The organism is Pseudomonas sp. PB101 (assembly GCF_009764265.1).
Taxonomy (GTDB): domain Bacteria; phylum Pseudomonadota; class Gammaproteobacteria; order Pseudomonadales; family Pseudomonadaceae; genus Aquipseudomonas.
Map to the genome: position 1 here is coordinate 1 of NZ_RWIR01000015.1, position 23,218 is coordinate 23,218.

The 23,218-nt window shown below is 60.7% G+C and carries 24 protein-coding genes; 19 read left to right on the plus strand and 5 right to left on the minus strand.

The window, feature by feature from the left end; translation table 11 throughout:
• The first annotated feature begins 247 nt into the window (after window positions 1-247).
• The 5 genes from EI969_RS04060 to EI969_RS04080 all read left to right on the plus strand — a co-directional run bounded on the left by EI969_RS04060 (window position 248) and on the right by EI969_RS04080 (window position 5,423).
• Window positions 248-1,240: a 2-dehydro-3-deoxygalactonokinase gene (locus EI969_RS04060; protein WP_160386045.1), complete on the plus strand. Its 993-nt coding sequence runs from the start codon at window positions 248-250 to the stop codon at window positions 1,238-1,240.
• Window positions 1,241-1,259: 19 nt separating this feature from the next.
• A complete protein-coding gene (locus EI969_RS04065; RefSeq protein WP_160386046.1) occupies window positions 1,260-1,880 on the plus strand; it encodes a 2-dehydro-3-deoxy-6-phosphogalactonate aldolase in 621 nt (206 codons plus the stop codon).
• 48 nt (window positions 1,881-1,928) lie between these two features.
• Window positions 1,929-3,077 carry a galactonate dehydratase gene (gene dgoD, locus EI969_RS04070; RefSeq protein WP_102671668.1) on the plus strand — a complete coding sequence of 383 codons (1,149 nt, stop codon included), beginning with the start codon at window positions 1,929-1,931 and terminating at the stop codon, window positions 3,075-3,077.
• Between the two features lie 171 nt (window positions 3,078-3,248).
• The gene (locus EI969_RS04075; protein ID WP_160386047.1) at window positions 3,249-4,559 is read left to right on the plus strand and encodes an MFS transporter; all 1,311 of its coding nucleotides are present in this window, start codon (window positions 3,249-3,251) and stop codon (window positions 4,557-4,559) included.
• A 60-nt stretch (window positions 4,560-4,619) separates the two neighbouring features.
• Window positions 4,620-5,423: an IclR family transcriptional regulator gene (locus tag EI969_RS04080; RefSeq protein ID WP_160386048.1), complete on the plus strand. Its 804-nt coding sequence runs from the start codon at window positions 4,620-4,622 to the stop codon at window positions 5,421-5,423.
• Here the strand turns inward: EI969_RS04080 and EI969_RS04085 are convergent.
• Window positions 5,420-6,472 (minus strand): NAD(P)-dependent alcohol dehydrogenase, encoded by a 1,053-nt coding sequence (locus EI969_RS04085; protein WP_160386049.1) that lies wholly within the window; start codon window positions 6,470-6,472, stop codon window positions 5,420-5,422. The genes EI969_RS04080 and EI969_RS04085 overlap by 4 nt on opposite strands.
• A 180-nt stretch (window positions 6,473-6,652) precedes the next feature.
• On the opposite strand from EI969_RS04085, the gene EI969_RS04090 reads away from it, so the two are divergent.
• On the plus strand, window positions 6,653-7,543 hold the full coding sequence (locus EI969_RS04090; protein ID WP_160386050.1) for an AraC family transcriptional regulator: 891 nt from the start codon (window positions 6,653-6,655) through the stop codon (window positions 7,541-7,543).
• Between the two features lie 176 nt (window positions 7,544-7,719).
• On the opposite strand, the gene EI969_RS04095 is transcribed toward EI969_RS04090, so the two are convergent.
• On the minus strand, window positions 7,720-9,384 hold the full coding sequence (locus EI969_RS04095) for an electron transfer flavoprotein-ubiquinone oxidoreductase (protein ID WP_160386051.1): 1,665 nt from the start codon (window positions 9,382-9,384) through the stop codon (window positions 7,720-7,722).
• Window positions 9,385-9,932: 548 nt separating this feature from the next.
• On the opposite strand from EI969_RS04095, the gene EI969_RS04100 reads away from it, so the two are divergent.
• The 10 genes from EI969_RS04100 (at window position 9,933) to EI969_RS04145 (ending at window position 19,441) form a co-directional block, all read left to right on the plus strand.
• A complete protein-coding gene (locus EI969_RS04100; RefSeq protein ID WP_160386052.1) occupies window positions 9,933-10,682 on the plus strand; it encodes an electron transfer flavoprotein subunit beta/FixA family protein in 750 nt (249 codons plus the stop codon).
• Between the two features lie 2 nt (window positions 10,683-10,684).
• Window positions 10,685-11,614: an electron transfer flavoprotein subunit alpha/FixB family protein gene (locus tag EI969_RS04105; protein WP_160386053.1), complete on the plus strand. Its 930-nt coding sequence runs from the start codon at window positions 10,685-10,687 to the stop codon at window positions 11,612-11,614.
• 122 nt (window positions 11,615-11,736) lie between these two features.
• Window positions 11,737-12,573, plus strand: a complete 837-nt coding sequence (locus tag EI969_RS04110; protein WP_160386054.1) for an ABC transporter substrate-binding protein — start codon at window positions 11,737-11,739, stop codon at window positions 12,571-12,573.
• A gap of 9 nt (window positions 12,574-12,582) precedes the next feature.
• Window positions 12,583-12,939 carry a DUF4398 domain-containing protein gene (locus tag EI969_RS04115; RefSeq protein ID WP_160386055.1) on the plus strand — a complete coding sequence of 119 codons (357 nt, stop codon included), beginning with the start codon at window positions 12,583-12,585 and terminating at the stop codon, window positions 12,937-12,939.
• Window positions 12,936-13,748, plus strand: a complete 813-nt coding sequence (locus tag EI969_RS04120; RefSeq protein WP_160386056.1) for an OmpA family protein — start codon at window positions 12,936-12,938, stop codon at window positions 13,746-13,748. The genes EI969_RS04115 and EI969_RS04120 overlap by 4 nt, the downstream gene beginning before the upstream one ends.
• A gap of 201 nt (window positions 13,749-13,949) precedes the next feature.
• A complete protein-coding gene (locus EI969_RS04125; protein ID WP_160386057.1) occupies window positions 13,950-15,389 on the plus strand; it encodes a PLP-dependent aminotransferase family protein in 1,440 nt (479 codons plus the stop codon).
• A gap of 80 nt (window positions 15,390-15,469) precedes the next feature.
• A complete protein-coding gene (locus tag EI969_RS04130; protein ID WP_160386058.1) occupies window positions 15,470-15,949 on the plus strand; it encodes a translation initiation factor 2 in 480 nt (159 codons plus the stop codon).
• A gap of 158 nt (window positions 15,950-16,107) precedes the next feature.
• Complete coding sequence (locus EI969_RS04135; RefSeq protein WP_160386059.1) at window positions 16,108-16,362, plus strand: YkgJ family cysteine cluster protein; 255 nt, start codon at window positions 16,108-16,110, stop codon at window positions 16,360-16,362.
• A gap of 41 nt (window positions 16,363-16,403) precedes the next feature.
• Window positions 16,404-17,009, plus strand: coding sequence for an START domain-containing protein (locus EI969_RS04140; protein ID WP_160386060.1), 606 nt, complete (start codon window positions 16,404-16,406; stop codon window positions 17,007-17,009).
• Window positions 17,010-17,347: 338 nt separating this feature from the next.
• Entirely contained in the window at window positions 17,348-19,441 is a 2,094-nt protein-coding gene (locus EI969_RS04145; RefSeq protein ID WP_160386061.1) for an LTA synthase family protein, read from the plus strand.
• Between the two features lie 62 nt (window positions 19,442-19,503).
• On the opposite strand, the gene EI969_RS04150 is transcribed toward EI969_RS04145, so the two are convergent.
• Window positions 19,504-19,662, minus strand: a complete 159-nt coding sequence (locus tag EI969_RS04150) for a DUF3309 family protein (protein WP_172435350.1) — start codon at window positions 19,660-19,662, stop codon at window positions 19,504-19,506.
• Between the two features lie 278 nt (window positions 19,663-19,940).
• Here EI969_RS04150 and EI969_RS04155 point away from each other — a divergent pair, with 278 nt between their 5' ends.
• The 3 genes from EI969_RS04155 (at window position 19,941) to csrA (ending at window position 21,523) form a co-directional block, all read left to right on the plus strand.
• The gene (locus tag EI969_RS04155; RefSeq protein WP_160386062.1) at window positions 19,941-20,756 is read left to right on the plus strand and encodes an SDR family oxidoreductase; all 816 of its coding nucleotides are present in this window, start codon (window positions 19,941-19,943) and stop codon (window positions 20,754-20,756) included.
• Between the two features lie 94 nt (window positions 20,757-20,850).
• Window positions 20,851-21,183, plus strand: a complete 333-nt coding sequence (locus EI969_RS04160) for a YnfA family protein (protein ID WP_008004345.1) — start codon at window positions 20,851-20,853, stop codon at window positions 21,181-21,183.
• A gap of 154 nt (window positions 21,184-21,337) precedes the next feature.
• On the plus strand, window positions 21,338-21,523 hold the full coding sequence (gene csrA, locus EI969_RS04165) for a carbon storage regulator CsrA (RefSeq protein WP_150717519.1): 186 nt from the start codon (window positions 21,338-21,340) through the stop codon (window positions 21,521-21,523).
• Window positions 21,524-21,527: 4 nt separating this feature from the next.
• Here the strand turns inward: csrA and EI969_RS04170 are convergent, their stop codons facing one another.
• Window positions 21,528-21,755: a YheU family protein gene (locus tag EI969_RS04170; protein ID WP_003199186.1), complete on the minus strand. Its 228-nt coding sequence runs from the start codon at window positions 21,753-21,755 to the stop codon at window positions 21,528-21,530.
• A gap of 199 nt (window positions 21,756-21,954) precedes the next feature.
• Complete coding sequence (locus tag EI969_RS04175) at window positions 21,955-23,145, minus strand: osmoprotectant NAGGN system M42 family peptidase (protein ID WP_160386063.1); 1,191 nt, start codon at window positions 23,143-23,145, stop codon at window positions 21,955-21,957.
• Window positions 23,146-23,218 lie beyond the last annotated feature (73 nt).

Below are 23,218 nucleotides of genomic sequence, written 5' to 3' on the forward strand. Positions count from 1 at the left end.
CCCCGCACTATGTCCTGCCTCATCGGCGAGAGGAGCGTATTTATCCTCGCGCCATCCGGCTCAAATCGCCGAAGTATCCGATCAGAAATAAAAATGCCAGTCAGCTTAACTGACTGGCATTAGCCTTCGGGCTGCGTTTTTTTGTCTTGTCTCACAATGTGGGATTGATATTTATATATTGAGATTTCTCCCTGCGCAGGTTTATAGTCCAGCTCACTCACTGCCAAAAACCAAAACAGGTGAAGCGATGCAGGCGCAATTGATCGCGCTCGACTGGGGGACAACCTCATTACGTGCTTACAAACTGGCTGAAGGCGGGCAGGTGCTCGAACAGCGTTCGCTGTCGTCGGGGATCATGCAGCTGCCAAAGGCGCCGCGAATCATTGGCGGCCGCGAATGCACCGATGGTTTCGAACTGGCCTTCGATGAGGCTTGCGGCGACTGGCTCGATGCGCAGCCGCAATTACCGGTGATTGCCTGCGGCATGGTCGGCAGCGCCCAGGGCTGGCGCGAAGCGGCCTACCGCGACACGCCGGCGAACGTCGCCACACTCGGTACCTCCCTGCAAACCGTACGCAGCCTGCGCGGCGTCGATGTGCACATTGTGCCCGGCGTCATCGAGCGTTCGCGTTTGCCGAACGTGATGCGCGGCGAAGAAACCCAGGTGCTCGGCGTGCTGCAAACCCTGGCGGGCGAGACGGGCGCCGATCTGCTGATCGGCCTGCCGGGCAGCCATTCGAAATGGGTGGAGGTGGCCGACGGTTGCATCGTGCATTTCGATACCTTCATGACCGGCGAAGTCTTCGCCGTGCTCAGCGAACACAGCATTCTCGGACGCACCCAGCAGCGCGGTGGGTCCTTCGATGGCGATGCATTTGATCGCGGTGTGCAGGTCGCGTTGTCGGCGGACGGGGAGACCGGTCCGCTGTCGACCCTGTTCAGCGCCCGCAGCCTGGGCCTGACCGGCGAGTTGAGCGCCACTGCCCAGGCGGACTACCTGTCCGGCCTGCTGATCGGCCACGAGTTGGCGGCCCTGGCCAATGTCCAGCGGCGTCGGCGCAACAGCGTGCACCTGCCGTCGATCATCCTCATTGGTAATTCGCAACTGTGTGCCCGCTACAGCCGTGCGCTCGACGCCTGCGGTTTTGCCCGGGTGACCCTGGCCGAACAGGCCACTGAGCGTGGCTTGTGGCAACTGGCGCTCGCCGCCGGCCTGGTCACGTCCACCGCATCCCGTTAACCCTGCCTGGAGGTCTGACATGCTCAAACAAGCGCTGGCGCAAAACGGCCTGATCGCGATCCTGCGTGGCCTGCGCCCACAGGAAGCGGCTGCCATCGGTGAAGTCCTGTACGCCGCAGGCTTTCGCGTCATCGAAGTGCCGCTCAATTCCCCTGAGCCGTACGAAAGTATCCGCATCCTGCGCAGCACCTTGCCTGCCGATTGCCTGATCGGTGCCGGCACGGTGTTGACGCCGGAGCAGGTCGAACAAGTGAAAGCTGCGGGCGGCCAGGTGATCGTCATGCCCCACAGCGATCCGAAAGTCCTGCGCGCAGCGAAAGCGGCGGGGCTTTACCTGTCGCCGGGTGTCGCCACACCGACCGAGGCCTTTGCTGCGCTGGCTGAAGGCGCGGACATCCTCAAACTGTTCCCGGCCGAGCAGATGGGCCCTGCCGTCGTCAAAGCCTGGCTCGCCGTATTGCCTGCCGGAACCCTTCTGGCGCCGGTCGGCGGTATCACACCGGACAACATGCAGTCGTTCATCGACGCCGGCGTCAAAGGTTTCGGCCTCGGCTCCGGTCTGTTCAAACCGGGCATGACCTCTCTGCAAGTGGCGGCCAATGCCAAGGCCTACGTCGCTGCCTGGAAAGCCCTTCGCTAAGACTTCGTTGAGCGCCGAGCGCGCTGCATCTAACAAGAGAGCCAAAAGATGAAAATCACCAAACTGACCACCTTCATCGTTCCGCCGCGCTGGTGCTTCCTCAAGGTCGAAACCGACGAAGGCGTGACCGGTTGGGGCGAGCCCGTGGTCGAAGGTCGTGCCCACACCGTTGCCGCCGCCGTTGAAGAATTGTCCGACTACCTGATCGGCAAGGATCCGCGCAACATCGAGGACATCTGGACCGTGCTCTATCGCGGCGGCTTCTACCGTGGCGGCGCGATCCACATGAGCGCCCTGGCCGGTATCGACCAGGCCTTGTGGGACATCAAGGGCAAGGCGCTGGGGGTGTCGGTCAGCGACCTGCTGGGTGGGCAGGTGCGGGACAAGATTCGCGTGTATTCGTGGATCGGTGGCGACCGGCCGGCGGACACCGCGCGTGCAGCCAAGGAAGCGGTCGAGCGGGGTTTCACCGCGGTGAAAATGAACGGCACCGAAGAGCTGCAATTCCTCGATACCTTCGACAAGGTCGACCAGGCCCTGGCCAACGTCGCTGCCGTGCGCGATGCGGTCGGCCCGAACGTCGGCATCGGCGTGGACTTCCATGGCCGGGTGCACAAGCCCATGGCCAAGGTGCTGATGAAGGAGCTGGATCCGTACAAGCTGATGTTCATCGAAGAGCCGGTGCTCAGCGAAAACTATGAAGCGCTCAAAGAGCTCGCGCCGCTGACCAGTACGCCGATTGCCCTGGGCGAGCGGCTGTTCTCGCGCTGGGATTTCAAGCGCGTGCTCAGCGAAGGCTACGTCGACATCATCCAGCCGGATGCCTCCCACGCCGGCGGCATCACCGAAACCCGCAAGATCGCCAATATGGCCGAAGCCTACGACGTCGCGCTGGCGTTGCATTGCCCGCTGGGCCCGATTGCCCTGGCGGCCTGCCTGCAACTGGATGCGGTTTGCTACAACGCGTTCATTCAGGAGCAGAGCCTGGGCATCCATTACAACGAGAGCAACGACTTGCTCGACTACGTCAAAGACCCACGGGTGTTCGACTACGACAAGGGCTTCGTGAAGATCCCGAACGGCCCGGGCCTGGGCATCGAGATCAACGAGGAATACGTGATCGAACGCGCGGCCATCGGCCACCGCTGGCGCAACCCGATCTGGCGCCATGCCGATGGCAGTTTTGCCGAGTGGTGAAATCTCTCTGATTCACCACGATCCCCTGTAGGAGCCGGCTTGCTGGCGATGGCGTCCTGTCAGTCACATCATTATTGAATGTGTCGCCGTCATCGCTGGCAAGCCAGCTCCCACAGGGTTTGCCGCCAGTTTTTAAATCGACCTCAATAACCATAATAAGAGGCACCCCTCATGCAACCGCAAACCCTCACCGGGCAGGCGTCGTTGGTGACGCCCAGCCGCAAGCGTTTTTTCATCATGGTGCTGCTGTTCATCACCGTGGTGATCAACTACCTGGACCGCAGCAACCTGTCGATTGCCGCCCCGGCGCTGACCAGTGACCTGGGCATCGACCCGATCCACGTCGGCCTGATTTTCTCGGCGTTCGGCTGGACCTACGCCGCCATGCAGATCCCCGGTGGCTGGCTGGTGGATCGTGTGCCGCCACGGATCCTGTACAGCGTCGCCTTGCTGCTGTGGTCGGTGGCCACGGTGATGCTCGGCTTCGCCGCGAGCTTCATCGCGCTGTTCGTATTGCGCATGGCGGTCGGTGCTTTGGAGGCGCCGGCCTATCCGATCAACAGCCGCGTGGTCACCACCTGGTTCCCTGAGCGCGAGCGCGCCACGGCCATCGGTTTCTACACCTCCGGGCAGTTCGTCGGCCTGGCCTTCCTGACACCGGTGCTGGCGTGGCTGCAGCACGAATTCGGCTGGCACATGGTCTTCGTCGCCACTGGCGCGGTGGGGATCATTTGGGCTGCAATCTGGTATGCGGTGTATCGCGAGCCACGGGATTTCAAGGGCGCCAACGAGGCTGAGATCGACCTGATCCGCGAGGGCGGCGGGTTGGTGGATATCCAGGCGGAACAAGCCAAGGTCAAAGCCAAATTCAGCTGGACCGACCTGGGCATCGTCCTGACCAAGCGCAAGCTCTGGGGCATCTACCTCGGGCAGTTCTGCCTCAACTCGACGCTGTGGTTTTTCCTGACGTGGTTCCCGACCTACCTGGTGAAATACCGTGGCATGGACTTCATCAAGTCTGGCTTGCTGGCTTCGCTGCCTTTTCTGGCGGCATTTGTCGGCGTGCTGTGCTCCGGTTTCTTTTCGGACTTCCTGATCCGGCGCGGCTACACCGTAGGGTTCGCCCGCAAGTTGCCGATCATCAGCGGCTTGCTGATCTCCACTTCGATCATCGGCGCCAACTTTGTTGAGTCGACGCCGCTGGTGATTGCCTTCCTCGCGCTGGCGTTTTTCGGCAACGGCCTGGCTTCGATCACCTGGTCGCTGGTATCGACCCTGGCTCCGGCGCGCTTGCTCGGGCTCACGGGCGGGGTGTTCAACTTCATCGGCAACCTGTCGGCGATCGCCACGCCTATCGTCATCGGTTTTCTCGCCACGGGTGATTCCTTTGCCCCGGCGATCACCTACATCTCGGTGCTGGCGTTGATCGGCGCGCTGTCCTACATCCTGCTGGTGGGCAAGGTCGAACGTATCAAGTTGTAGTCGTGGCACGCGGGCGACCATAATGCCGCCCGTTCACTCGCTCAACGGTAAAGGCTGGATATGCAGGAAGACGCCCCAAAAATCGCCAAGGACGCCGCGCCGACCGGCACCCAGACCCTGCTTCGCGGGCTGGGTGTGGTTCACGCCGTGGCCAGTGGCGCCCGCGATCTCAAAGAAATCGCCCGGCTGATCGGCACCACGCGCAGCACCACCCATCGCCTGGCCAGTTGCCTGGTGGACGAGCGTTATCTGCGGGTGGTGCCGCAAGTCGGTTATCTGCTGGGGCCGAAACTGATCGAGCTGGGCTTTCAGGCCCGTGAAGAGTTGCCGTTGGTGACCCTGGCCGGGCCGTATCTGGATGAGCTGTCGGCATTGACCGGCGACACCATTCACCTGGCGATCCGTGAAGGCGACGAAGTGCTGTACCTGCACAAGAATCCGGGGCGCAATGGCCCGGAAATGCGTTCGCGGGTCGGCCATCGCATGCCGTTGGCGCGCACCGGCATCGGCAAGGCGCTGATGCTCGATGATTCGCCGCAAGAGTGGCAGCGCCTGTACGAAGTCAGCCTGCCGGTGGGTGGGAAAAACCAGTTCTGGCCGCAGCACCCGGAGCAATCCTGGGAGCAGTTCGCGCAGCGCATGGTCGAGTACGTGGCCGGCGGTTACGCCTTCGATCTGGAAGACAACGAACCGTCGATCCGCTGCGTGGCGGCGCCGATCCGCGATGCCAGCAAACGCATCGTCGCCGGCATCAGCATCGCCAGCACCGTGCCGTACATGCCGCTGGAAAAGATGTCCGAGCTGATTCCCCTGATCAAAGGGGTCACGGCCCGGCTGTCGGCAGAACTGGGCCTCAAGGTTTAAACCTTGAGGGTCGCCATGTCGATGACAAAACGGTATTTCACGTCACCGGCGATCATGCGCGCGTAAGCCTCGTTGATCTGGCGGATGTCGAGCATTTCGATGTCGCAGGTGATGTTGTGCTCGGCGCAGAAATCCAGCACTTCCTGGGTTTCGGCGATGCCGCCGATCAGCGAGCCGGCGAGCACGCGACGTCCCAGCACCAGTTTGGCCGCATGCAACGGCGGCTCCACCGGTTCGATCAACCCCACCAGGATATGCACGCCTTCGAATCGCAGCGTATCGAGGTAGGGATTGAGGTCGTGCTGCACCGGAATGGTGTCGAGCAGGAAATCGAAGTGACCGGCGGCGGCCTGCATCTGCGCGTCATCGGTGGACACGATCACATGGTCCGCGCCCTGGCGGCGAGCCTCTTCGGCCTTGCTTGCCGAGCGGGTGAACAGCGTCACTTCGGCGCCCATGGCCTTGGCGAACTTGATGCCCATGTGGCCCAGCCCGCCCATGCCGAGAATCCCCACCTTGTCACCGGCCTTCACGCCGTAGTGCTTGAGCGGTGAGTAGGTGGTGATGCCGGCGCAGAGGATCGGCGCGGCGCTGGCCAGGTCGAGCTTCTCGGGAATGCGCACCACAAAGTGCTCGCTGACCACGATGCTGTCGGAGTAGCCACCCATGGTGTTGCTGCCGTCGACCCGGTCCGGGGTGGCGTAGGTCATGGTCGGGCCTTCGAGGCAGTATTGCTCGAGACTGGCCTGGCAAGCTTCGCAGCTGCGGCACGAGTCGACCATGCAGCCGACGCCGACCAGATCGCCGACCTTGTGGTGGGTCACGTTCGCACCAACGGCGGTCACTTTGCCGACGATTTCGTGGCCAGGCATCAGCGGGTAAACGGCAATGCCCCACTCGTTGCGGGCCTGATGGATGTCGGAATGGCAGACGCCGCAGTAGAGAATCTCGATGGCAACGTCGTCGACCCGTGGGCTGCGGCGTTCGAATTTCACGGGGGCGAGGGGAGTGGTGGCCGACTGGGCGGCGTATCCGATGGCGGTGTACATGTTGAACCTCGCAGAAGCAGTGACAGGTGAGGCGACGCATTCTGGGCGCCGAACCCGGTAGCGGCCATGGCGATTCCTCCGGGTGTTTTGCCTATTCCTCCGGCATCGGCGGTTGATCGATCCCATTGGCGATCAGACCTGCGATGATGTTTTCATCCCTTTTTCCGTGAAGCTTTTTCAATGCAGTTGACCCGTCACCTTGATGCCAATGCCACGCTGGTTTCGCTGATCGAGCCGCTCTCGACGCGCGACGGATTCGTCCCGACCGCGTTGCCGGGCGTGCAGGTGCTGCGGGCCAGTTGCGATGTGGCCCGAGGGCCACAGATCTACGAGCCGAGCCTGGTGATCATCGCCCAGGGCAGCAAACTGGCTTACCTGGGGCCGCGTACCCTTGAATATGGTGCAGGGCACTACCTGATTCAGGCGCTGCCAGTGCCGTTCGAATGTGAAACCTTTGCCGCCCCGGACGGACCGATGCTCGGGGTCTCGGTCGCGATCGACCGGGTGATGCTGGGCGAGTTGGTGTTGGCGATGGGCCTGGCTCCCGGGCGGCATATTGCGGCGCAAACGCCTGAGTCCATGACCTCGGCAGTGCTCGACGACGCCATGCGCGGTTGTGTCGAGCGGCTGCTGCGTTGCCTGCACGATCCGCTGGAGAGTCGGATCATGGGCCGGGCTCGCTTGCGCGAATTGTTGTTCGTGGCGTTGCGCGGGCCACAGGCCGATGTGCTGCGGGCGCTGGTCGAGCAGCAGGGGCAGTTTGCCCGGATCGCGGCGTCCCTCAGTCATCTGCATGCGCATTTTGCCGAACCGTTGAACGTCGAGACCCTGGCCAGTTGCGCGAACATGAGTGCATCGACCTTTCACGAGCATTTCAAACGCAGCACCTTGTTGTCGCCGGTGCAGTATCTGAAGCGATTGCGTCTGCTCAGGGCGCAGCAGTTGTTGCTGGCCGAGGGGCTGGGCGTGGCGCAGGTGGCGCATCGGGTGGGGTATCAGAGCACGTCGCAGTTCAGTCGCGAGTACAAACGCTACTTCGAGCGCAACCCCGGCGACGAGCGCGCAGCCTGACTCACCACCAACCCCATGTAGGAGCCGGCTTGCTGGCGATAGCGGAGTATCAGTCGAAATAGATGTTCTCTGTCACACCGCTATCGCCAGCAAGCCGGCTCCTACAAAGGTGCGTGATCATAATTTCAGGCAACAAAAAGGCCCCCATTCGGGAGCCTTGATGTTTGCAGTTCGGCTTACATGTTCGGGTAAGTCGGGCCGCCAGCGCCTTCCGGCGTTACCCAGGTGATGTTCTGTGCAGGATCCTTGATGTCGCAGGTCTTGCAGTGAACGCAGTTCTGGGCGTTGATCTGGAAGCGCTTCTCGCCGTCTTCCTTGGTCACCACTTCATACACGCCGGCCGGGCAGTAACGCTGTGCCGGCTCATCGTACAGCGGCAGGTTCTTGCTGATCGGGATGCTTGGGTCTTTCAGCTTCAGGTGGCACGGTTGCTCTTCTTCGTGGTTGGTACCGGAGATGAACACCGAGCTGAGTTTGTCGAAGCTGAGCTTGCCGTCGGGTTTCGGGTAGTCGATCTTCTTGCAGTCGGCCGCGAGCTTGAGGCAGGCGTAGTCCGGCTTGGTGTCGTGCAGGGTGAACGGCAGTTTGCCGCCGAAGATGTTCTGGTCGAGCCAGTTGAAACCACCACCGACGATCGCGCCGAACTTGTGGATCGCCGGGCCGAAGTTGCGGCTGGCGAACAGTTCTTCGTAGAGCCAGCTGTTCTTGAACGCATCGACGTAGCTGGTCAGCTCCTCAGTGCCATCCTTTTCGGCGAACAGTGCTTCAGCCACCGATTCAGCGGCGAGCATGCCGGACTTCATCGCGGTGTGGCTGCCCTTGATCTTGGCGAAGTTCAGGGTGCCGAGGTCGCAACCGATCAGCGCGCCGCCCTTGAAGACCATTTTCGGCAGCGAGTTCAGGCCGCCCTTGCAGATGGCGCGCGCGCCGTAGCTGATGCGCTTGCCGCCTTCCAGGTACTGGGCCAGCACCGGGTGATGCTTGAGGCGCTGGAACTCGTCGAACGGCGACAGGTAGGTGTTGCTGTAGGACAAATCGACGATCAGGCCCACGAACACCTGGTTGTTTTCCAGGTGATAGAGGAACGAACCACCGGTGTTCTCGGTGCCCATGATGTCCATCGGCCAACCGGCGGTGTGGACCACCAGGCCTGGCTGGTGCTTGGCCGGGTCGATTTCCCAGATTTCCTTCAGGCCGATGCCGTAGTGCTGGGCGTCGGCATCGCTGGCGAGGTTGTAGCGCTGGATCAGCTGCTTGCCGATGTGGCCGCGGCAACCTTCGGCGAACAGCGTGTACTTGCCACGCAGTTCCATGCCCGGGGTGTACAGGCCTTCTTTCGGATGGCCTTCGCGGTCGACACCGAGGTCACCGGTGATGATCCCGCGCACCACGCCGTTCTCGTCGATCAGCGCTTCCTGGGCAGCGAAGCCCGGGTAGATTTCCACGCCCAGGTTTTCGGCCTGCGTGGCCAGCCAGCGGCACAGGTTGCCCAGGGAGATGATGTAGTTGCCTTCGTTGTGCATGGTCTTGGGCACAAAGAAGTCAGGGATCTTCTGCGCGCTTTCGGCATTCTTCAGCACGAAGATGTCGTCGCGGGTGACGGGGGTGTTCAGCGGCGCGCCGAGTTCTTTCCAGTCCGGGAACAGTTCGTTCAGGGCGCGTGGTTCGAACACGGCACCGGAGAGGATGTGAGCACCGACTTCGGAGCCTTTTTCGACCACGCAGACGCTGATTTCCTTACCGGCTTCGGCGGCCTTCTGCTTCAAGCGGCAGGCGGCGGAAAGACCAGCGGGGCCGGCACCGACGATGACAACGTCGAATTCCATGTATTCGCGTTCCACAGGTTATCTCCTACTCAAGGCTCAACAGTTTTTTTTCTAATTTGGAGGTTGGGTGTCGCATCCATGAATTCCGGCGCAACGCCGAAAGCGGACAATCGATTGACCACCTTTCTCTTTGGGTGGCGCATTATATCTACACCACTCTCAGCGTCCAATACAAACGTTTGTTTGAATTGGCTCAAAGCCAGAGAAATCAAAGTCACGCGCCTTATGAACGGCTATTTTGGCGTATTGACCGGAATAGGCGTTCCGGTCAAGATACGGTCGGTTTTGCGCTCGCCGTAGGCTGACTGTTGGTTTCAAGAGCACCTCTAAAGACAGGGCGATGGCCGTAGAGAGTGATGCGCCATGCGGGTTTGGCGCGAAGTTTACACGCCGCGATGTTGAATGACTCGTCAGTCACCACTGACGAACGGTCATGCAGAACATGAGCGACGGTCACTTGACACGTTTGCCGGCGTTTTTAGAGGTGCCCTTGCGCCCGATGAGCATCAACCGCCAGGTTCGCCCAGGCGATTTTCTTTTCACCGGAGAGTAACGAGGAATCCATGAAGGTTCTTGTAGCTGTCAAACGCGTTGTGGATTACAACGTCAAGGTTCGCGTCAAGGCGGACAATTCCGGCGTCGATCTTGCCAACGTCAAGATGTCGATGAACCCGTTCTGCGAGATCGCCGTGGAAGAAGCCGTACGCCTGAAAGAGAAAGGTGTTGCGACTGAAATCGTCGTCGTCTCCGTAGGCCCGTCCACCGCTCAAGAGCAACTGCGCACCGCGCTGGCTCTGGGTGCCGACCGCGCCATCCTCGTAGAAAACGCCGAAGACCTGACTTCCCTGGCTGTTGCCAAACTGTTGAAAGCTGTTGTCGACAAGGAACAGCCTCAGCTGGTGATCCTTGGCAAACAAGCCATCGACAGCGACAACAACCAGACCGGCCAGATGCTCGCTGCACTGAGCGGCTACGGTCAGGGCACGTTCGCTTCGAAAGTCGAAATCAGCGGCGACAGCGTAGCTGTTACCCGTGAAGTCGACGGCGGCGCGCAGACAGTTTCCCTGAAGCTGCCGGCCATCGTCACCACCGACCTGCGTCTGAACGAGCCGCGCTACGCGTCTCTGCCAAACATCATGAAAGCCAAGAAGAAGCCTCTCGAAGTGCTGACTCCGGACGCTTTGGGCGTTTCCACCGCCTCCACCAACAAGACCATCAAAGTCGAAGCGCCGGCTGCACGCAGCGCGGGTATCAAGGTCAAGTCGGTGGCTGAACTGGTCGAGAAACTGAAAAACGAAGCGAAGGTAATCTAATTATGACTATCTTGGTAATCGCTGAGCACGACAACAAGGTTGTGGCGCCTGCCACCCTGAACACCGTTGCTGCCGCCGCCAAAATCGGTGGCGACATCCACGTTCTGGTTGCTGGCCAGGGCGTTGGCGCCGTGGCTGAAGCCGCTGCGAAAATCGCTGGCGTGGCTAAAGTGCTGGTAGCTGATAACGCTGCCTACGCTCACCAACTGCCGGAAAACGTCGCTCCTCTGGTAGCAGAGTTGGGCAAGGGCTACAGCCACATCCTGGCTGCCGCTACTTCCAACGGCAAAAACATCCTGCCGCGCGTTGCCGCTGCACTGGACGTTGACCAGATATCCGAGATCATCTCGGTAGAAAGCGCCGACACCTTCAAGCGTCCGATCTATGCCGGTAACGCCATCGCTACCGTTCAATCGAACGCCGCAGTGAAAGTGATCACCGTGCGTGCCACCGGTTTCGACCCGGTTGCCGCTGAAGGTGGTTCGGCTGCCGTTGAAGCCGTTGCTGCTGCCCACGACGCTGGCATCTCCAGCTTCGTCGGTGAAGAGCTGGCCAAGTCCGATCGTCCGGAACTGACCGCTGCCAAGATCGTCGTTTCCGGCGGTCGCGGCATGCAGAACGGCGACAACTTCAAACACCTGTACGCCCTGGCCGACAAGCTGGGCGCTGCCGTTGGTGCTTCGCGCGCCGCGGTCGACGCAGGTTTTGTTCCGAACGACATGCAGGTCGGTCAGACCGGCAAGATCGTTGCTCCACAGCTGTACATCGCCGTCGGTATCTCCGGCGCGATCCAGCACCTGGCCGGCATGAAAGACTCCAAAGTGATCGTTGCGATCAACAAGGACGAAGAAGCGCCGATCTTCCAGGTGGCCGATTACGGCCTGGTGGCGGACCTGTTCGAAGCCATCCCTGAGCTGGAGAAGCTGGTCTAATCCGGCTGCTTCACTTATAAAGAGCCCGACCTTATGGTCGGGCTTTTTTTTTGCCTTTTTCCCTTGTGGGAGCAAGCTCGCTCCTACAGGGGGGGCATAACCGGTTTGAGGAGTGTATTGCCATGGATCTGCGACCTGCGTGGAGCTTGTTGGGACTGGTGCTATTGCCGACGCTGTCTGTCGCCGCAGGCAAATGCGAACGCCTGGTGGTCACCGGCAGCCCTGACGCGCCGCCGTATCTGTGGCAAGACCCGCAGAACCCCAAACACCTGATCGGTGCCAGCGCCGATTTGCTGCAGCACGTGGCGGGGGAGTTGGGGCTCAAGGTCGAACTGCTGTATGCCGGCAAACGCGCCCAGGCCCTGGAGGAAGTGCGCAGCGGGCGCATGGACATGCTGGCGGATGCGACGTTGACCGTCAGCGAGCTGGAGACCCTGGACTATATCCATCCTGCCTTGCTTGAAAACGACTACCTGGTCTGGACTCGCAAGGACTCGACGCTGGTCTACAACCAAGCACAGGACTTGCACGGCCATCCCGGTGCCGTGTCGGAAAAGGCCCGAATGACCCCGCCATTCAGCACCTTTGCCGGACAGCAACTGACCCTTGAGCGCACGTCCAGCCTGACCCAGGCCTTGCAGAAACTGCTGTTGGGCGAAGTCGAGTTTGTGCTGGCAGGACGCTATTCAGGCATGGCGACCGCGCAGAGCCTGGGCATGGCCGCTGATCTGATTGCGCGCCCGCAACCGGTCGACAAGCCTGGCCTGTACCTGGCGATTTCCCATGACTCGGCCTGCAACGATCCGTGGTTGCGCGGACAGTTGGCCAAAAAGATGACAGAATTGCCCGCGTCCGGACTGACGGAGGCCGTGTTGCTGCGCAATATCGAGCGTTGGAAGGCACAGCGTTCACAACCGCAGCAACCCTCGCAACAACCCGTCAGTACCCCAAAACAGTAGGGATATTTAGTGAGTATTCGACCTCTTTTCGCTGCCGTGGCCATTGCCGCCCTGGCGGGTTGTGCAACCGATCCTGCGCCGAATGAACAATTTCGCCTGACCGAGCAGGCACTCGAACAGGCCCGGGCTGTGGGCGCCACCGCCGACGATGTGCCGGAAATGAAACTGGCCGAAGACAAGTTCAATCGCGCCAAGGGCAACATGGCTGACCAGTCCTTCAAGAACGCACGCATGCGGGCCGAACAGGCCGAACTCGATGCGCGCCTGGCTGAAGCCAAGGTGTTGACGGCCAAGAGCGAAGAACAGTTGAACGTGCTCAACACCCGCATCGCCCGCCTGCGCAAGCAACTGGGAGATGCCGAATGAGCCTCAAGAGCAAAGCCCTCGGCAGTTTGATCCTGGCAGGTTGCGCGACACTGTCCGGTTGCGTCAGCCAGCACAGCGAGACTGCGTTGCAGCAGGCCGGTACCGACTTTCAGAAGGTCAAGGAAGACTCCAATGTGCTGCGAATCGCTCCCAAGGACGTGATTCGCGCCGGTGAGTCCCTGGCCCGTGCCGATCGCCTGTCCAGCTATTGGGGCAGCGGTTCGGACGTGGTGCATTACGCCTACCTGAGCCAGCGCTACAGCGCTATTGCCCGGGAACACACCAATCAGGCGCTCAACGAAGAGCAAGCGGCAAAACTCGAACTGGAACGCCAGCGCCTGCAACTGGCGCTGCGTGAATCGAAACTGTTCAGCGTGCAGCAGCAAGGCAAATGGCTCGAAGAGCAGATCCTCGCATTGACCACCACCCAGACCGACCGCGGCCTGGTGATGACGTTGGGCGACATGCTGTTCGATACCGGCGAAGCGGAGCTGAAACCTTCGGCCAACCGCGTGGTGTTGAAGATCGTGCAGTTCCTGCAACTCAACCCCAAGCGTGTGGTGCGGATCGAAGGTTATACGGACAGTACCGGCGGCAAGCAGGAAAACCTCAAGCTGTCCCGCGACCGCGCGCAATCGGTGGCTGATGTGCTGATTGACCTGGGTATCGACGACAAGCGCATCAAGGTCGAAGGTTATGGCGACGAGTATCCCGTGGACGCGAATGCGTCGGAACGGGGCAGGGCGCAGAATCGTCGGGTGGAAATTGTGTTTTCCGACGAAAACGGCCAGCTCGGCGCCGCCCGCTAAGGGTTGCGTCGCTGGAAAGCCCGGCCTGCCATGCAGCGCCGGGTTTTTTTACGCCTGCCGATTAGCGCACAAAACAGTACAGATTTTGCTGACACTGCACTGTACGGTCGACTATTGTGGCAACTGTCCCCGTACACTTCTAAACTGTTCCGGTATTGTTTCACACAAGAATAAAATGCCCGTGAAATCGAGTGCTGCGTCATGACCAATCTTTTGCTCTACCAACGTATTGCTCAACAACTGGCCGAAGACATCCGCCGTGGGGTCTATCAGCCGGGAGAGCGCGTGCCTTCGGTGCGCAAGATGAGCTCGCAGCTCAATGTCAGCCATGCGACGGTATTGCAGGCGTATGCCAATCTCGAAGATCAGGGGCTGATCCGCGCCCGGCCGCAGTCGGGTTACTACGTGCACCAGACGCCGGCACTCACCGCGCCGACGCCGGACATCGCCCGGGTCGAACGCCCGGGCCTGGTCACCCGCAGCAGCATCATTCAACAAGTGCTGGTCGAATCCCGTCGTGAAGGCGTCTTTCCGCTGGGCGCCGCAGTGCCGAGCGTCGATTATTTGCCGGTGCGGGCGCTGCATCAGCAATTGGCCAAGGTCACCCGTTTCCATAGCCCGCGGGCTTTCAGTTACATGTTCAGCCCCGGTTTCGAGCCGTTGCGCCGACAGGTGGCGATCCGCATGCGCGATGCCGGCGTGGTGGTCGATCCGTCGGAAGTGGTGATCACCCACGGCTGCGTCGATGCGCTGCAGATGTCCTTGCGCGTGCTGACCCGTCCGGGCGATCTGATCGCGGCCGAGTCGCCGACCTATTACGGCTTGCTGCAACTGGCCGACCTGTTGGGTCTCAAGGTCATCGAGATCCCCAGCGATCCGGCCACGGGCATGAGCCTGGAAGCCCTGCAACTGGCCGCCAACCAATGGTCGATCAAGGCGTTGGTGCTGACCACGCGGCTGAGCAATCCGTTGGGCGGCACCATGCCCGAAGAACGGCAGAAACAACTGCTGCGCCTGGCGTCGGACTTCGATATCCAGATTGTCGAAGACGATATCTATGGCGAGCTGATGTTCGAACAGGGGCGCACCAAGTCCCTCAAGGCCTACGATCGGCTGGACCGGGTGATCTATTGCTCGAGCTTCTCGAAAACCCTGTCGCCTGGCGTGCGGATCGGCTGGATGATTGCCGGCAAGTATCAGCAGGAAATCCAGCGCTTGCAGACGTTCAGTACGCATTCTGCGTGCAGCGTGACCCAGATGGGCATTGCCGCTTACCTGGAAAATGGCGGGTACGACCGGCATTTGCGTTTCATTCGCCAGGAATACCGCAAGAACCTTAGTGCCTTCCAGCTGGCGGTGCAGCAGTATTTCCCGGAAGGCACGCAGATGACCCGCCCTACCGGTGGCTTCATCCTGTGGGTCAGTCTGCCGGGACGGGTCAACACTCAGGAGTTGCACGTGCGGGCACTGCAGCAGGGCATCAGCATTGCGCCGGGACTGATCTTCAGTAACACCGAGCAATTCAATCACTGCATTCGCCTCAATTGCGGCATCCCGTGGAACCGTGAAGCCGAGCGCGCATTGATGACCCTGGGCATGCTGGCCACCCAGCTCTGCCAGGAGATGACTGGCGGTTTGTAACAGGCAGCTACTTCGCTTGTCTTGTGGGCTGCAACAGGCGAGCATATGCACCTCTGCCGTTTGCACCCACCGTGGGATACATGAAACCTATTTTTCCTGCCGCCTGGCTTTTGCTCTGTCTGTTGATGAGTGTTCAGCCAGCATCCGTCGTTGCCGCCCCCGAGCAGGAACAGACTACCGGCAGTTTCCACGTCGCACCGATCAAGTCCGAACCTGTAAAAAAAGCCGCGCCGGCCAGGAAACCGGCGACACCGGTGAAAAAACGCCCGCCCATTGCCTCCAAGTCGAAACCGGCCAGTGAGGTGGCAAAGACCGCGCTTCCGTCTGCCAACCTGGATCTGAGCTTGCCCCGGGACATGGTTCAGGAGCTGAAGCCGGTCGGCACGGTGCCGCTGGTCAAGCGCGAACCGCTGTTACCCCAACTGTTCGGTGACAAAAGCGGCAGCAGCCCGTTCCAGCTCAACGGCCGCCTGCTCAACAATGAAATGCAGCTGCAACTGCGCAATGAAGAGCGTCGCGAGGTCGAAGGCGCGGCACTGGATTTCGAGTTCAAGCAGTAACCTGATCCGCGAGCCGCAGACCAGACGCTTTGTCGGAGACTGGCCGGTCACGCGTGTTTGTACTGAAAACCCGCTCGCAGGTAATTTAAAACAACTGTTTTAGCGGGTACTCTGTGCCCGTCCTTTTACACATTGCTCGTCGCGAGGAGCTTGTCGTCATGAAATGCCGTGAGGGCTGTGGCGCATGTTGCATTGCCCCGTCCATCAGTTCACCGATCCCCGGTATGCCCAACGGCAAGGCCGCGGGGCAACGTTGCCTGCAACTTTCCTCCGATAACCTGTGCAATATTTTCGGCCAGCCGGAACGGCCGGCGGTGTGTTCTGCCTTCGAGGCTGACCCCGAGGTGTGTGGAAGCAGCAGCGAAGACGCCATCCGGTTGATTGGCTGGTGGGAGCAAATGACGGCGGCGTGATGTGTACAACGAACGGAACTTCAACAATAAGGAATAAGACTATGGGTTCGCTGCATCGTATGGCTTTGCTGTGTGGTTTGACGGTTGTGCTGGCTACCTCGACGGCCCAGGCCGAAGACTGGAAAGTCAAAAAAGACGAAGACGGCATCAAGATCTCCCTGAGTGAAGTGGCCGGGTCCGACTACAAGGCCTACCAGGGCGTCACGCTGATGAAAACCACCATGGCCAAGCTGCGTGCGTTGCAGGAGGACGTGTCCGGGGCCTGCGCCTGGATTCACGAATGCAAGACCCAGAAGCTGCTCAAGCACGAAGGTGACCAGAGCTGGACTTACACTCAGTTCAACACCCCATGGCCGGTTACTCCGCGTGATTCGGTGCTGCACATCACGACCACCGAAGGTGCCGATGGCAGCCTGACCCGCAAGCTCGAAGGCGTGCCGAAATACATTCCCGAAGAAAAAGGTTTCGTGCGGGTCGCCAAGGTCGACGGTTTCTGGAAGTTCGTCCCCAAGGGCGACCAGATCGAAGTGACCTATCAGGTGCACACCGAGCCGGGCGGCAGCGTGCCGTCGATGGTGGCCAACAAGTTCGTGGTGGATGCCCCGTTCAATACCTTGAAAGCCCTCAAGGAACGCGCCGAGAAGTAAGGCAGTGATTCTTTTCAGGTGACTTCGCAGCGCCCCGACCGGTTCGGGGCGTTTGCATTTTTGACCGGGTCTGAGCGCTTTAATTTGTTTCCGGATATGCGTTGCACGAAATTTTCACCCCGTCTCCAAGACAATTCGCCGGCTCTGCCGCAACACGCTGCGTATTCCTGAGTGCAGGATGAAACAGTCGGGATGAGGGTAGTAATCAATGGCAATACAGCCGTTGATCGTGCAACATTTGCGCACCGCGCAACCCCCCGGGCCTTGTACGGGCCGAAAAGAGGGCAAAGCGCAGCTGTATTTTTGAAACTTCAACTTCCAATGGGTCCTAAAACGACATGGCAATCCCGGACGCCCTGAATCAGCAGCGAGCTTCTAGTCGCCTGCTGCAACCGACCGTCAAATCGCATCTGGCCTACACGCTGTTGTGTGCCCTGGTCATGATGGTCATGTTCAGCCTGCTGCGCGTCGCGCTGCTGGTCTACAACCGCTCGATGATCCTCGACACACCGGCCTCGACTTTCCTCGAGGCATTCGCCAACGGTCTGCGTTTCGACCTGCGCCTGGTGGTCTATCTCAGCATTCCGTTGCTGCTGGCATTGTTCAGCGCCCGGGCCATGGCCGCACGCGGGCTGTTCCGTCTGTGGCTGACGATCGTTTCCAGCATCGCGCTGTTCCTGGGCCTGATGGAAATGGACTTCTACCGCGAGTTCCACCAGCGCCTCAACGGTCTGGTCTTCCAGTACGTCAAGGAAGATCCGAAGACCGTGATGAGCATGCTCTGGTACGGTTTCCCGGTGGTTCGCTACCTGCTGGCCTGGGCCGTGGGCACCTGGATCCTGAGCCTGGCATTCAAGGGCGCCGACCGTGCAACCCGTCCACGTGGCCCGTTCAGTGGCGGCAGCATCGGCACTCGCCAGATTGCGCCGTGGTACGCGCGCATCGCCGTGTTCGTGGTTTGCCTGCTGATCTGTGTGGTCGCCGCGCGAGGCACCCTGCGTCAGGGGCCGCCGCTGCGTTGGGGTGACGTCTATACCACCGACTCGAACTTCGCCAACCAGTTGGGCCTCAATGGCACGCTGTCGCTGGTTGCCGCAGCCAAGAGCCGGATGTCCGAAGATCGCGACAATATCTGGAAGGCGACCCTGCCACAGCCGCAAGCCCAGCAAGTGGTGCGTGACATGCTGGTGGTGCCGGCCGACAAGCTGGTGGACACCGACACCGCAGCGGTACGTCGCGATTACACGCCGCCGGCCGACAAGACCCTGCCGATCAAGAACGTCGTCGTGATCCTGATGGAAAGCATGGCCGGTCACTCGGTGGGCGCGCTGGGCGGACCGGGCAACATCACGCCGTACCTCGACAAGTTGACGAAGGAAGGCTTGCTGTTCGACCGCTTCTTCTCCAACGGCACCCATACCCACCAGGGTATGTTCGCCACCATGGCCTGCTTCCCGAACCTGCCGGGCTTCGAATACCTGATGCAGACCCCGGAAGGCAGCCACAAGCTGTCCGGCCTGCCGCAGTTGCTCAGTGCCCGTGACTTCGACGACGTGTATGTCTACAACGGCGATTTCGCCTGGGACAACCAGTCGGGTTTCTTCAGCAACCAGGGCATGACCAACTTCATCGGCCGTAACGATTTCGTCAATCCGGTGTTCTCCGATCCGACCTGGGGCGTGTCCGACCAGGACATGTTCGACCGTGGCCTGGTCGAGCTCAAGGCACGGGAAAACGGCAAGCCGTTCTATGCCTTGCTGCAAACCCTGTCCAACCACACGCCTTACGCCTTGCCGACGCCATTGCCGGTCGAGCGCGTGACCGATCGCGGCAGCCTGAACGAACACCTGACCGCCATGCGCTACTCGGACTGGGCCCTGGGCCAGTTCTTTGAAAAGGCCCGCAAGGAGCCGTACTTCAAGGAAACCCTGTTTGTCGTCGTCGGTGACCACGGTTTTGGCAACGAACGGCAGATCACCGAAATGGACCTGGGCCGCTTCAACGTGCCGATGCTGATGATCGCGCCGGGCATCCAGGAAAAGTTCGGCCAGCGTGACCACACAGTGGGCACTCAGATCGACATCGTGCCGACCATCATGGGCCGCATCGGTGGCGAAGTGCGTCATCAGTGCTGGGGACGCGACCTGCTCAACCTGCCGGAAGGCGACGCGGGCATTGGTGTGATCAAGCCGTCGGGCAGCGAGCAGACCACGGCCATCCTCACCGCCGACCAGATTCTGGTATTGCCGCGCGACAAGGACATGGCGCCGAAGTTGTATCGCTATGAGTTGGGTGCCAACCCTCACGCCGAAATCATTGCCGATGCGCCACGGACCTCCGAGTTGAAACTCAAGCTCGAATCGTTCCTGCAAACGGCGACCAAGAGCCTGCTGGACAACACCGCCGGTGTAGTTGATGGCAAGCCGGACTAACAAGTTGTGACGCAATAAAAAAGAGGCCCTTCAAGGGCCTCTTTTTTTTGCCTGGCGAGTTCTTATATTCGGCCGAGCAAGAGCAGGATCAACAGGACCACCAACACGACGCCGATGATTCCGGACGGACCATAACCCCAACTTCTGGAGTGCGGGAAGACCGGCAAACCACCGATGAGTAACAGGATCAGAATAATGATGAGTATTGTGCCCATATCTATTTCCTTGTCGAAAATGCAGTGGATTGACCATGCCAATCAAGATCAGCGGGAATGAAATGAATTCGAGCTGCTTAAAAAATCCGACTCTTGCGCAGGCAAGAAAATTCCAAGTTTTTTTGAAGTATTTCGGATGGGTTCTTATTTCTTTTGCGTTGCCTTAGTTGCTTCAGGCACTCCCGCGGTTTGCTCGGGCCATTCAGCAATCTGATGGAGCGTGGGTCGGGCAATTTCCTTCGCTACACTCGGTGCATCTTCCGAGAACAACAAGGCTGTTTGCTATGCAAAATCGCATGATGATCACTGGTGCAGGCTCTGGCCTGGGTCGCGAAATCGCGCTGCGCTGGGCGCGTGAAGGCTGGCAACTGGCCTTGTCTGACGTCAGCGAGCCCGGTCTGCAGGAAACCCTGAAGCTGGTCCGGGAGGCCGGTGGCGATGGTTTTATCCAACGCTGCGACGTGCGCGATTACAGCCAGCTGACGGCGTTCGCCCAGGCCTGTGAGGTCAAGCTCGGCGGCATTGACGTCATCGTCAATAACGCCGGTGTAGCGTCTGGTGGCTTCTTCAGTGAATTGTCCCTGGAGGACTGGGACTGGCAGATCGCGATCAACCTGATGGGCGTGGTCAAGGGCTGCAAGGCTTTCCTGCCGCTGCTGGAAAAAAGCAAAGGCAAGATCATCAACATCGCGTCCATGGCCGCGCTGATGCAAGGCCCGGCGATGAGCAACTACAACGTGGCCAAGGCCGGTGTGGTGGCGTTGTCCGAGAGCCTGCTGATCGAGCTGGCGCATCAGGAAGTCGGGGTGCATGTGGTGTGCCCGTCGTTCTTCCAGACCAACCTGCTGGACTCCTTCCGCGGCCCGACCCCGGCGATGAAAGCCCAGGTCGGCAAGTTGCTGGAAAGCTCGCCGATCAGCGCCACCGACATCGCCGATTACATCTACCGGCAGGTCGCAGCCGGCGAGTTCATGATCCTGCCCCACGAACAGGGCCGCATGGCCTGGGCGATCAAGCAGAAGAACCCGCAATTGCTCTACGACGAAATGACCGTCATGGCCGACAAAATGCGCACCAAGGCCAGGCAATCCGCAAGCTGATCTTGCCCGCAGGCAGCGCGGTGGTTAGGGTGGCCACCATCGGCCACCATCGGCCACCATCGGCCACCATCGGCCATCCTCGCGAGACGCTTGCATGCTCAATTACCTGTGGTTTTTCCTTGCCGCGCTGTTCGAAATTGCCGGTTGCTTCGCTTTCTGGATGTGGCTGCGCCAGGGCAAGAGCATGTGGTGGGTGGTGCCGGCGCTTCTCAGCCTGACACTGTTCGCCCTGCTGCTGACCCGTATCGAGGCCACCTACGCCGGCCGCGCCTACGCCGCCTACGGTGGCATCTACATCATTGCTTCGATTGGCTGGCTGGCCGTGGTCGAGCGGATTCGTCCGCTGGGGTCGGACTGGCTCGGTGTGGCGCTGTGTGTGATCGGCGCGAGCATCATCCTGTTCGGGCCGCGATTCTCCGCGTCCTGACAGAGGGTTCCTACAATCCGCCGGCTTGTCGGACCTTTCCGTAAGCGCGGTGGCTCAGGGGTTGTCAGCTCGCTCCGGTTTGCTGTCGGAGCATTGTAGGCGTACGGCGGGCCGGGCATCTTCAAGGGCCGGTAACCCCTGAAGGACACTCCTCATGCTCGTACTCACTCGCGTTGTGGGCGAAAACATTTCCATCGGTGACAACATTACCGTGCGGGTTCTCGCGATCAACGGAAACAACGTTCGCTTTGGCGTCGAAGCGCCTCAGGAAGTGAATGTGCACCGCTGCGAAATCTACGAACGCATCCAGAAAAAACTGGCGAAAACCAAGGGACGCTGAAGATTCAGTCAAACAGGTGCTTGGGCACGTCGTGCTTGAGCATCAGTTGGCATTGCTCGCTTTCCGGATCGAAGACAATCAGTGCCTGCCCCTTGGTCAAGGCCTGGCGCACACGCAGGACGCGGGTTTCCAGCGGCGTGTCGTCACCATTGTCCGTGCCGTCGCGGGTCACGAAATCCTCGATCAGGCGGGTGAGGGTGTCGACTTCAAGTTGGTCGTGGGGGATCAGCATAGGCACCTCGGTTGGATCAATGTCGGGATGCTACGGCGTATGACCTGTATCGGCTAGCCTGGGGTTCGATGTTGTCCACACTGACGCCATCGCGAGCAAGCTCGCTCCCACAGTTGATCGAGTTCTCCCATGGGAATGCGGGCAATGTGGGAGCGAGCCTGCTCGCGATGGCGGCATACCTGGCAATGAAGCTCCTGGATCAGTTCTCCGACCGCTGCCCCACCAGGCTGTCCACCGACGGCACCCGCGTATCGCTTTCCATCTGGGTGTCGTGTTCGAGCTGATGGCTGAAGCGGTCCAGGGAGCCCTTGGCCGGTTGCGCGTCGCTGGCAAACACCGGCGGGCTGAGAATGTAGGCACCCAGCAGGCGGCTCAGGGCAGCGAGGCTGTCGATGTGGGTGCGCTCGTAGCCGTGGGTGGCATCGCAGCCGAAGGCGAGCAGGGCGGTGCGGATGTCGTGGCCGGCGGTGACCGCCGAATGCGCGTCGCTGAAGTAGTAGCGGAACAGGTCCCGTCGTGCCGGCAGTTCGTTGTCGCTGGCCAGGCGCAGGAGGTGGCGCGACAGGTGATAGTCATAGGGTCCGCCGGAATCCTGCATCGCGACGCTCACCGCATGTTCGCTGGAGTGTTGGCCGGGCGCGACCGGTGCGATGTCGATGCCGACGAACTCACTGACGTCCCAGGGCAGCGCCGCCGCGGCGCCGCTGCCGGTTTCCTCGGTGATGGTGAACAGCGGATGGCAGTCGATCATCAGCTCCTGACCACTGTCGACGATGGCTTTGAGCGCCGCCAGCAGCGCGGCCACCCCGGCCTTGTCGTCGAGGTGGCGGGCGCTGATGTGACCGCTGTCGGTGAACTCCGGCAACGGGTCGAAGGCGACGAAATCGCCGACGCTGATGCCCAGAGACTCGCAGTCGGCACGGGTGGCGCAGTAGGCGTCCAGACGCAACTCGATGTGGTCCCAACTGATCGGCATCTCATCCACGGCGGTATTGAATGCGTGCCCGGACGCCATCAGCGGCAAGACGCTGCCGCGGATCACGCCATTGTCGGTAAACAGGCTGACCCGGCTGCCTTCGGCAAAGCGGCTGGACCAGCAGCCGACCGGCGCGAGGGTCAGGCGGCCGTTGTCTTTCACTGCACGCACCGCCGCGCCGATGGTGTCCAGGTGAGCGGAAACGGCGCGGTCAGGGCTGTTTTTCTTGCCCTTGAGCGTGGCGCGGATGGTGCCGCGACGGGTCAGCTCGAAGGGAATGCCCAGTTCTTCAAGGCGTTCGGCGACGTAGCGCACGATGGTGTCGGTGAACCCGGTGGGGCTGGGAATGGCGAGCATTTCCAGCAGGACTTTTTGCAGGTAACCGAGGTCCGGTTCGGGGATATTGCTGGTCATGGAAACTCCTGATTGGTTATCGCCTGTACGGCCGCCATCGCGAGCAAGCTCGCTCCCACAGAGGATCGCGATC

Coding starts and splice junctions, on each gene's coding strand:
- EI969_RS04120 (WP_160386056.1), top strand. CDS start 12,936: ATGAGCCTCAAGAGCAAAGCCCTCGGCAGTTTGATCCTGGCAGGTTGC.
- EI969_RS04080 (WP_160386048.1), top strand. CDS start 4,620: ATGCAGGAAGACGCCCCAAAAATCGCCAAGGACGCCGCGCCGACCGGC.
- EI969_RS04090 (WP_160386050.1), top strand. CDS start 6,653: ATGCAGTTGACCCGTCACCTTGATGCCAATGCCACGCTGGTTTCGCTG.
- EI969_RS04140 (WP_160386060.1), top strand. CDS start 16,404: ATGGGTTCGCTGCATCGTATGGCTTTGCTGTGTGGTTTGACGGTTGTG.
- EI969_RS04075 (WP_160386047.1), top strand. CDS start 3,249: ATGCAACCGCAAACCCTCACCGGGCAGGCGTCGTTGGTGACGCCCAGC.
- EI969_RS04100 (WP_160386052.1), top strand. CDS start 9,933: ATGAAGGTTCTTGTAGCTGTCAAACGCGTTGTGGATTACAACGTCAAG.
- EI969_RS04130 (WP_160386058.1), top strand. CDS start 15,470: ATGAAACCTATTTTTCCTGCCGCCTGGCTTTTGCTCTGTCTGTTGATG.
- EI969_RS04110 (WP_160386054.1), top strand. CDS start 11,737: ATGGATCTGCGACCTGCGTGGAGCTTGTTGGGACTGGTGCTATTGCCG.
- EI969_RS04125 (WP_160386057.1), top strand. CDS start 13,950: ATGACCAATCTTTTGCTCTACCAACGTATTGCTCAACAACTGGCCGAA.
- csrA (WP_150717519.1), top strand. CDS start 21,338: ATGCTCGTACTCACTCGCGTTGTGGGCGAAAACATTTCCATCGGTGAC.
- EI969_RS04105 (WP_160386053.1), top strand. CDS start 10,685: ATGACTATCTTGGTAATCGCTGAGCACGACAACAAGGTTGTGGCGCCT.
- EI969_RS04060 (WP_160386045.1), top strand. CDS start 248: ATGCAGGCGCAATTGATCGCGCTCGACTGGGGGACAACCTCATTACGT.
- EI969_RS04160 (WP_008004345.1), top strand. CDS start 20,851: ATGCTCAATTACCTGTGGTTTTTCCTTGCCGCGCTGTTCGAAATTGCC.
- dgoD (WP_102671668.1), top strand. CDS start 1,929: ATGAAAATCACCAAACTGACCACCTTCATCGTTCCGCCGCGCTGGTGC.
- EI969_RS04155 (WP_160386062.1), top strand. CDS start 19,941: ATGCAAAATCGCATGATGATCACTGGTGCAGGCTCTGGCCTGGGTCGC.
- EI969_RS04065 (WP_160386046.1), top strand. CDS start 1,260: ATGCTCAAACAAGCGCTGGCGCAAAACGGCCTGATCGCGATCCTGCGT.
- EI969_RS04085 (WP_160386049.1), bottom strand. CDS start 6,472: ATGTACACCGCCATCGGATACGCCGCCCAGTCGGCCACCACTCCCCTC.
- EI969_RS04175 (WP_160386063.1), bottom strand. CDS start 23,145: ATGACCAGCAATATCCCCGAACCGGACCTCGGTTACCTGCAAAAAGTC.
- EI969_RS04145 (WP_160386061.1), top strand. CDS start 17,348: ATGGCAATCCCGGACGCCCTGAATCAGCAGCGAGCTTCTAGTCGCCTG.
- EI969_RS04170 (WP_003199186.1), bottom strand. CDS start 21,755: ATGCTGATCCCCCACGACCAACTTGAAGTCGACACCCTCACCCGCCTG.
- EI969_RS04135 (WP_160386059.1), top strand. CDS start 16,108: ATGAAATGCCGTGAGGGCTGTGGCGCATGTTGCATTGCCCCGTCCATC.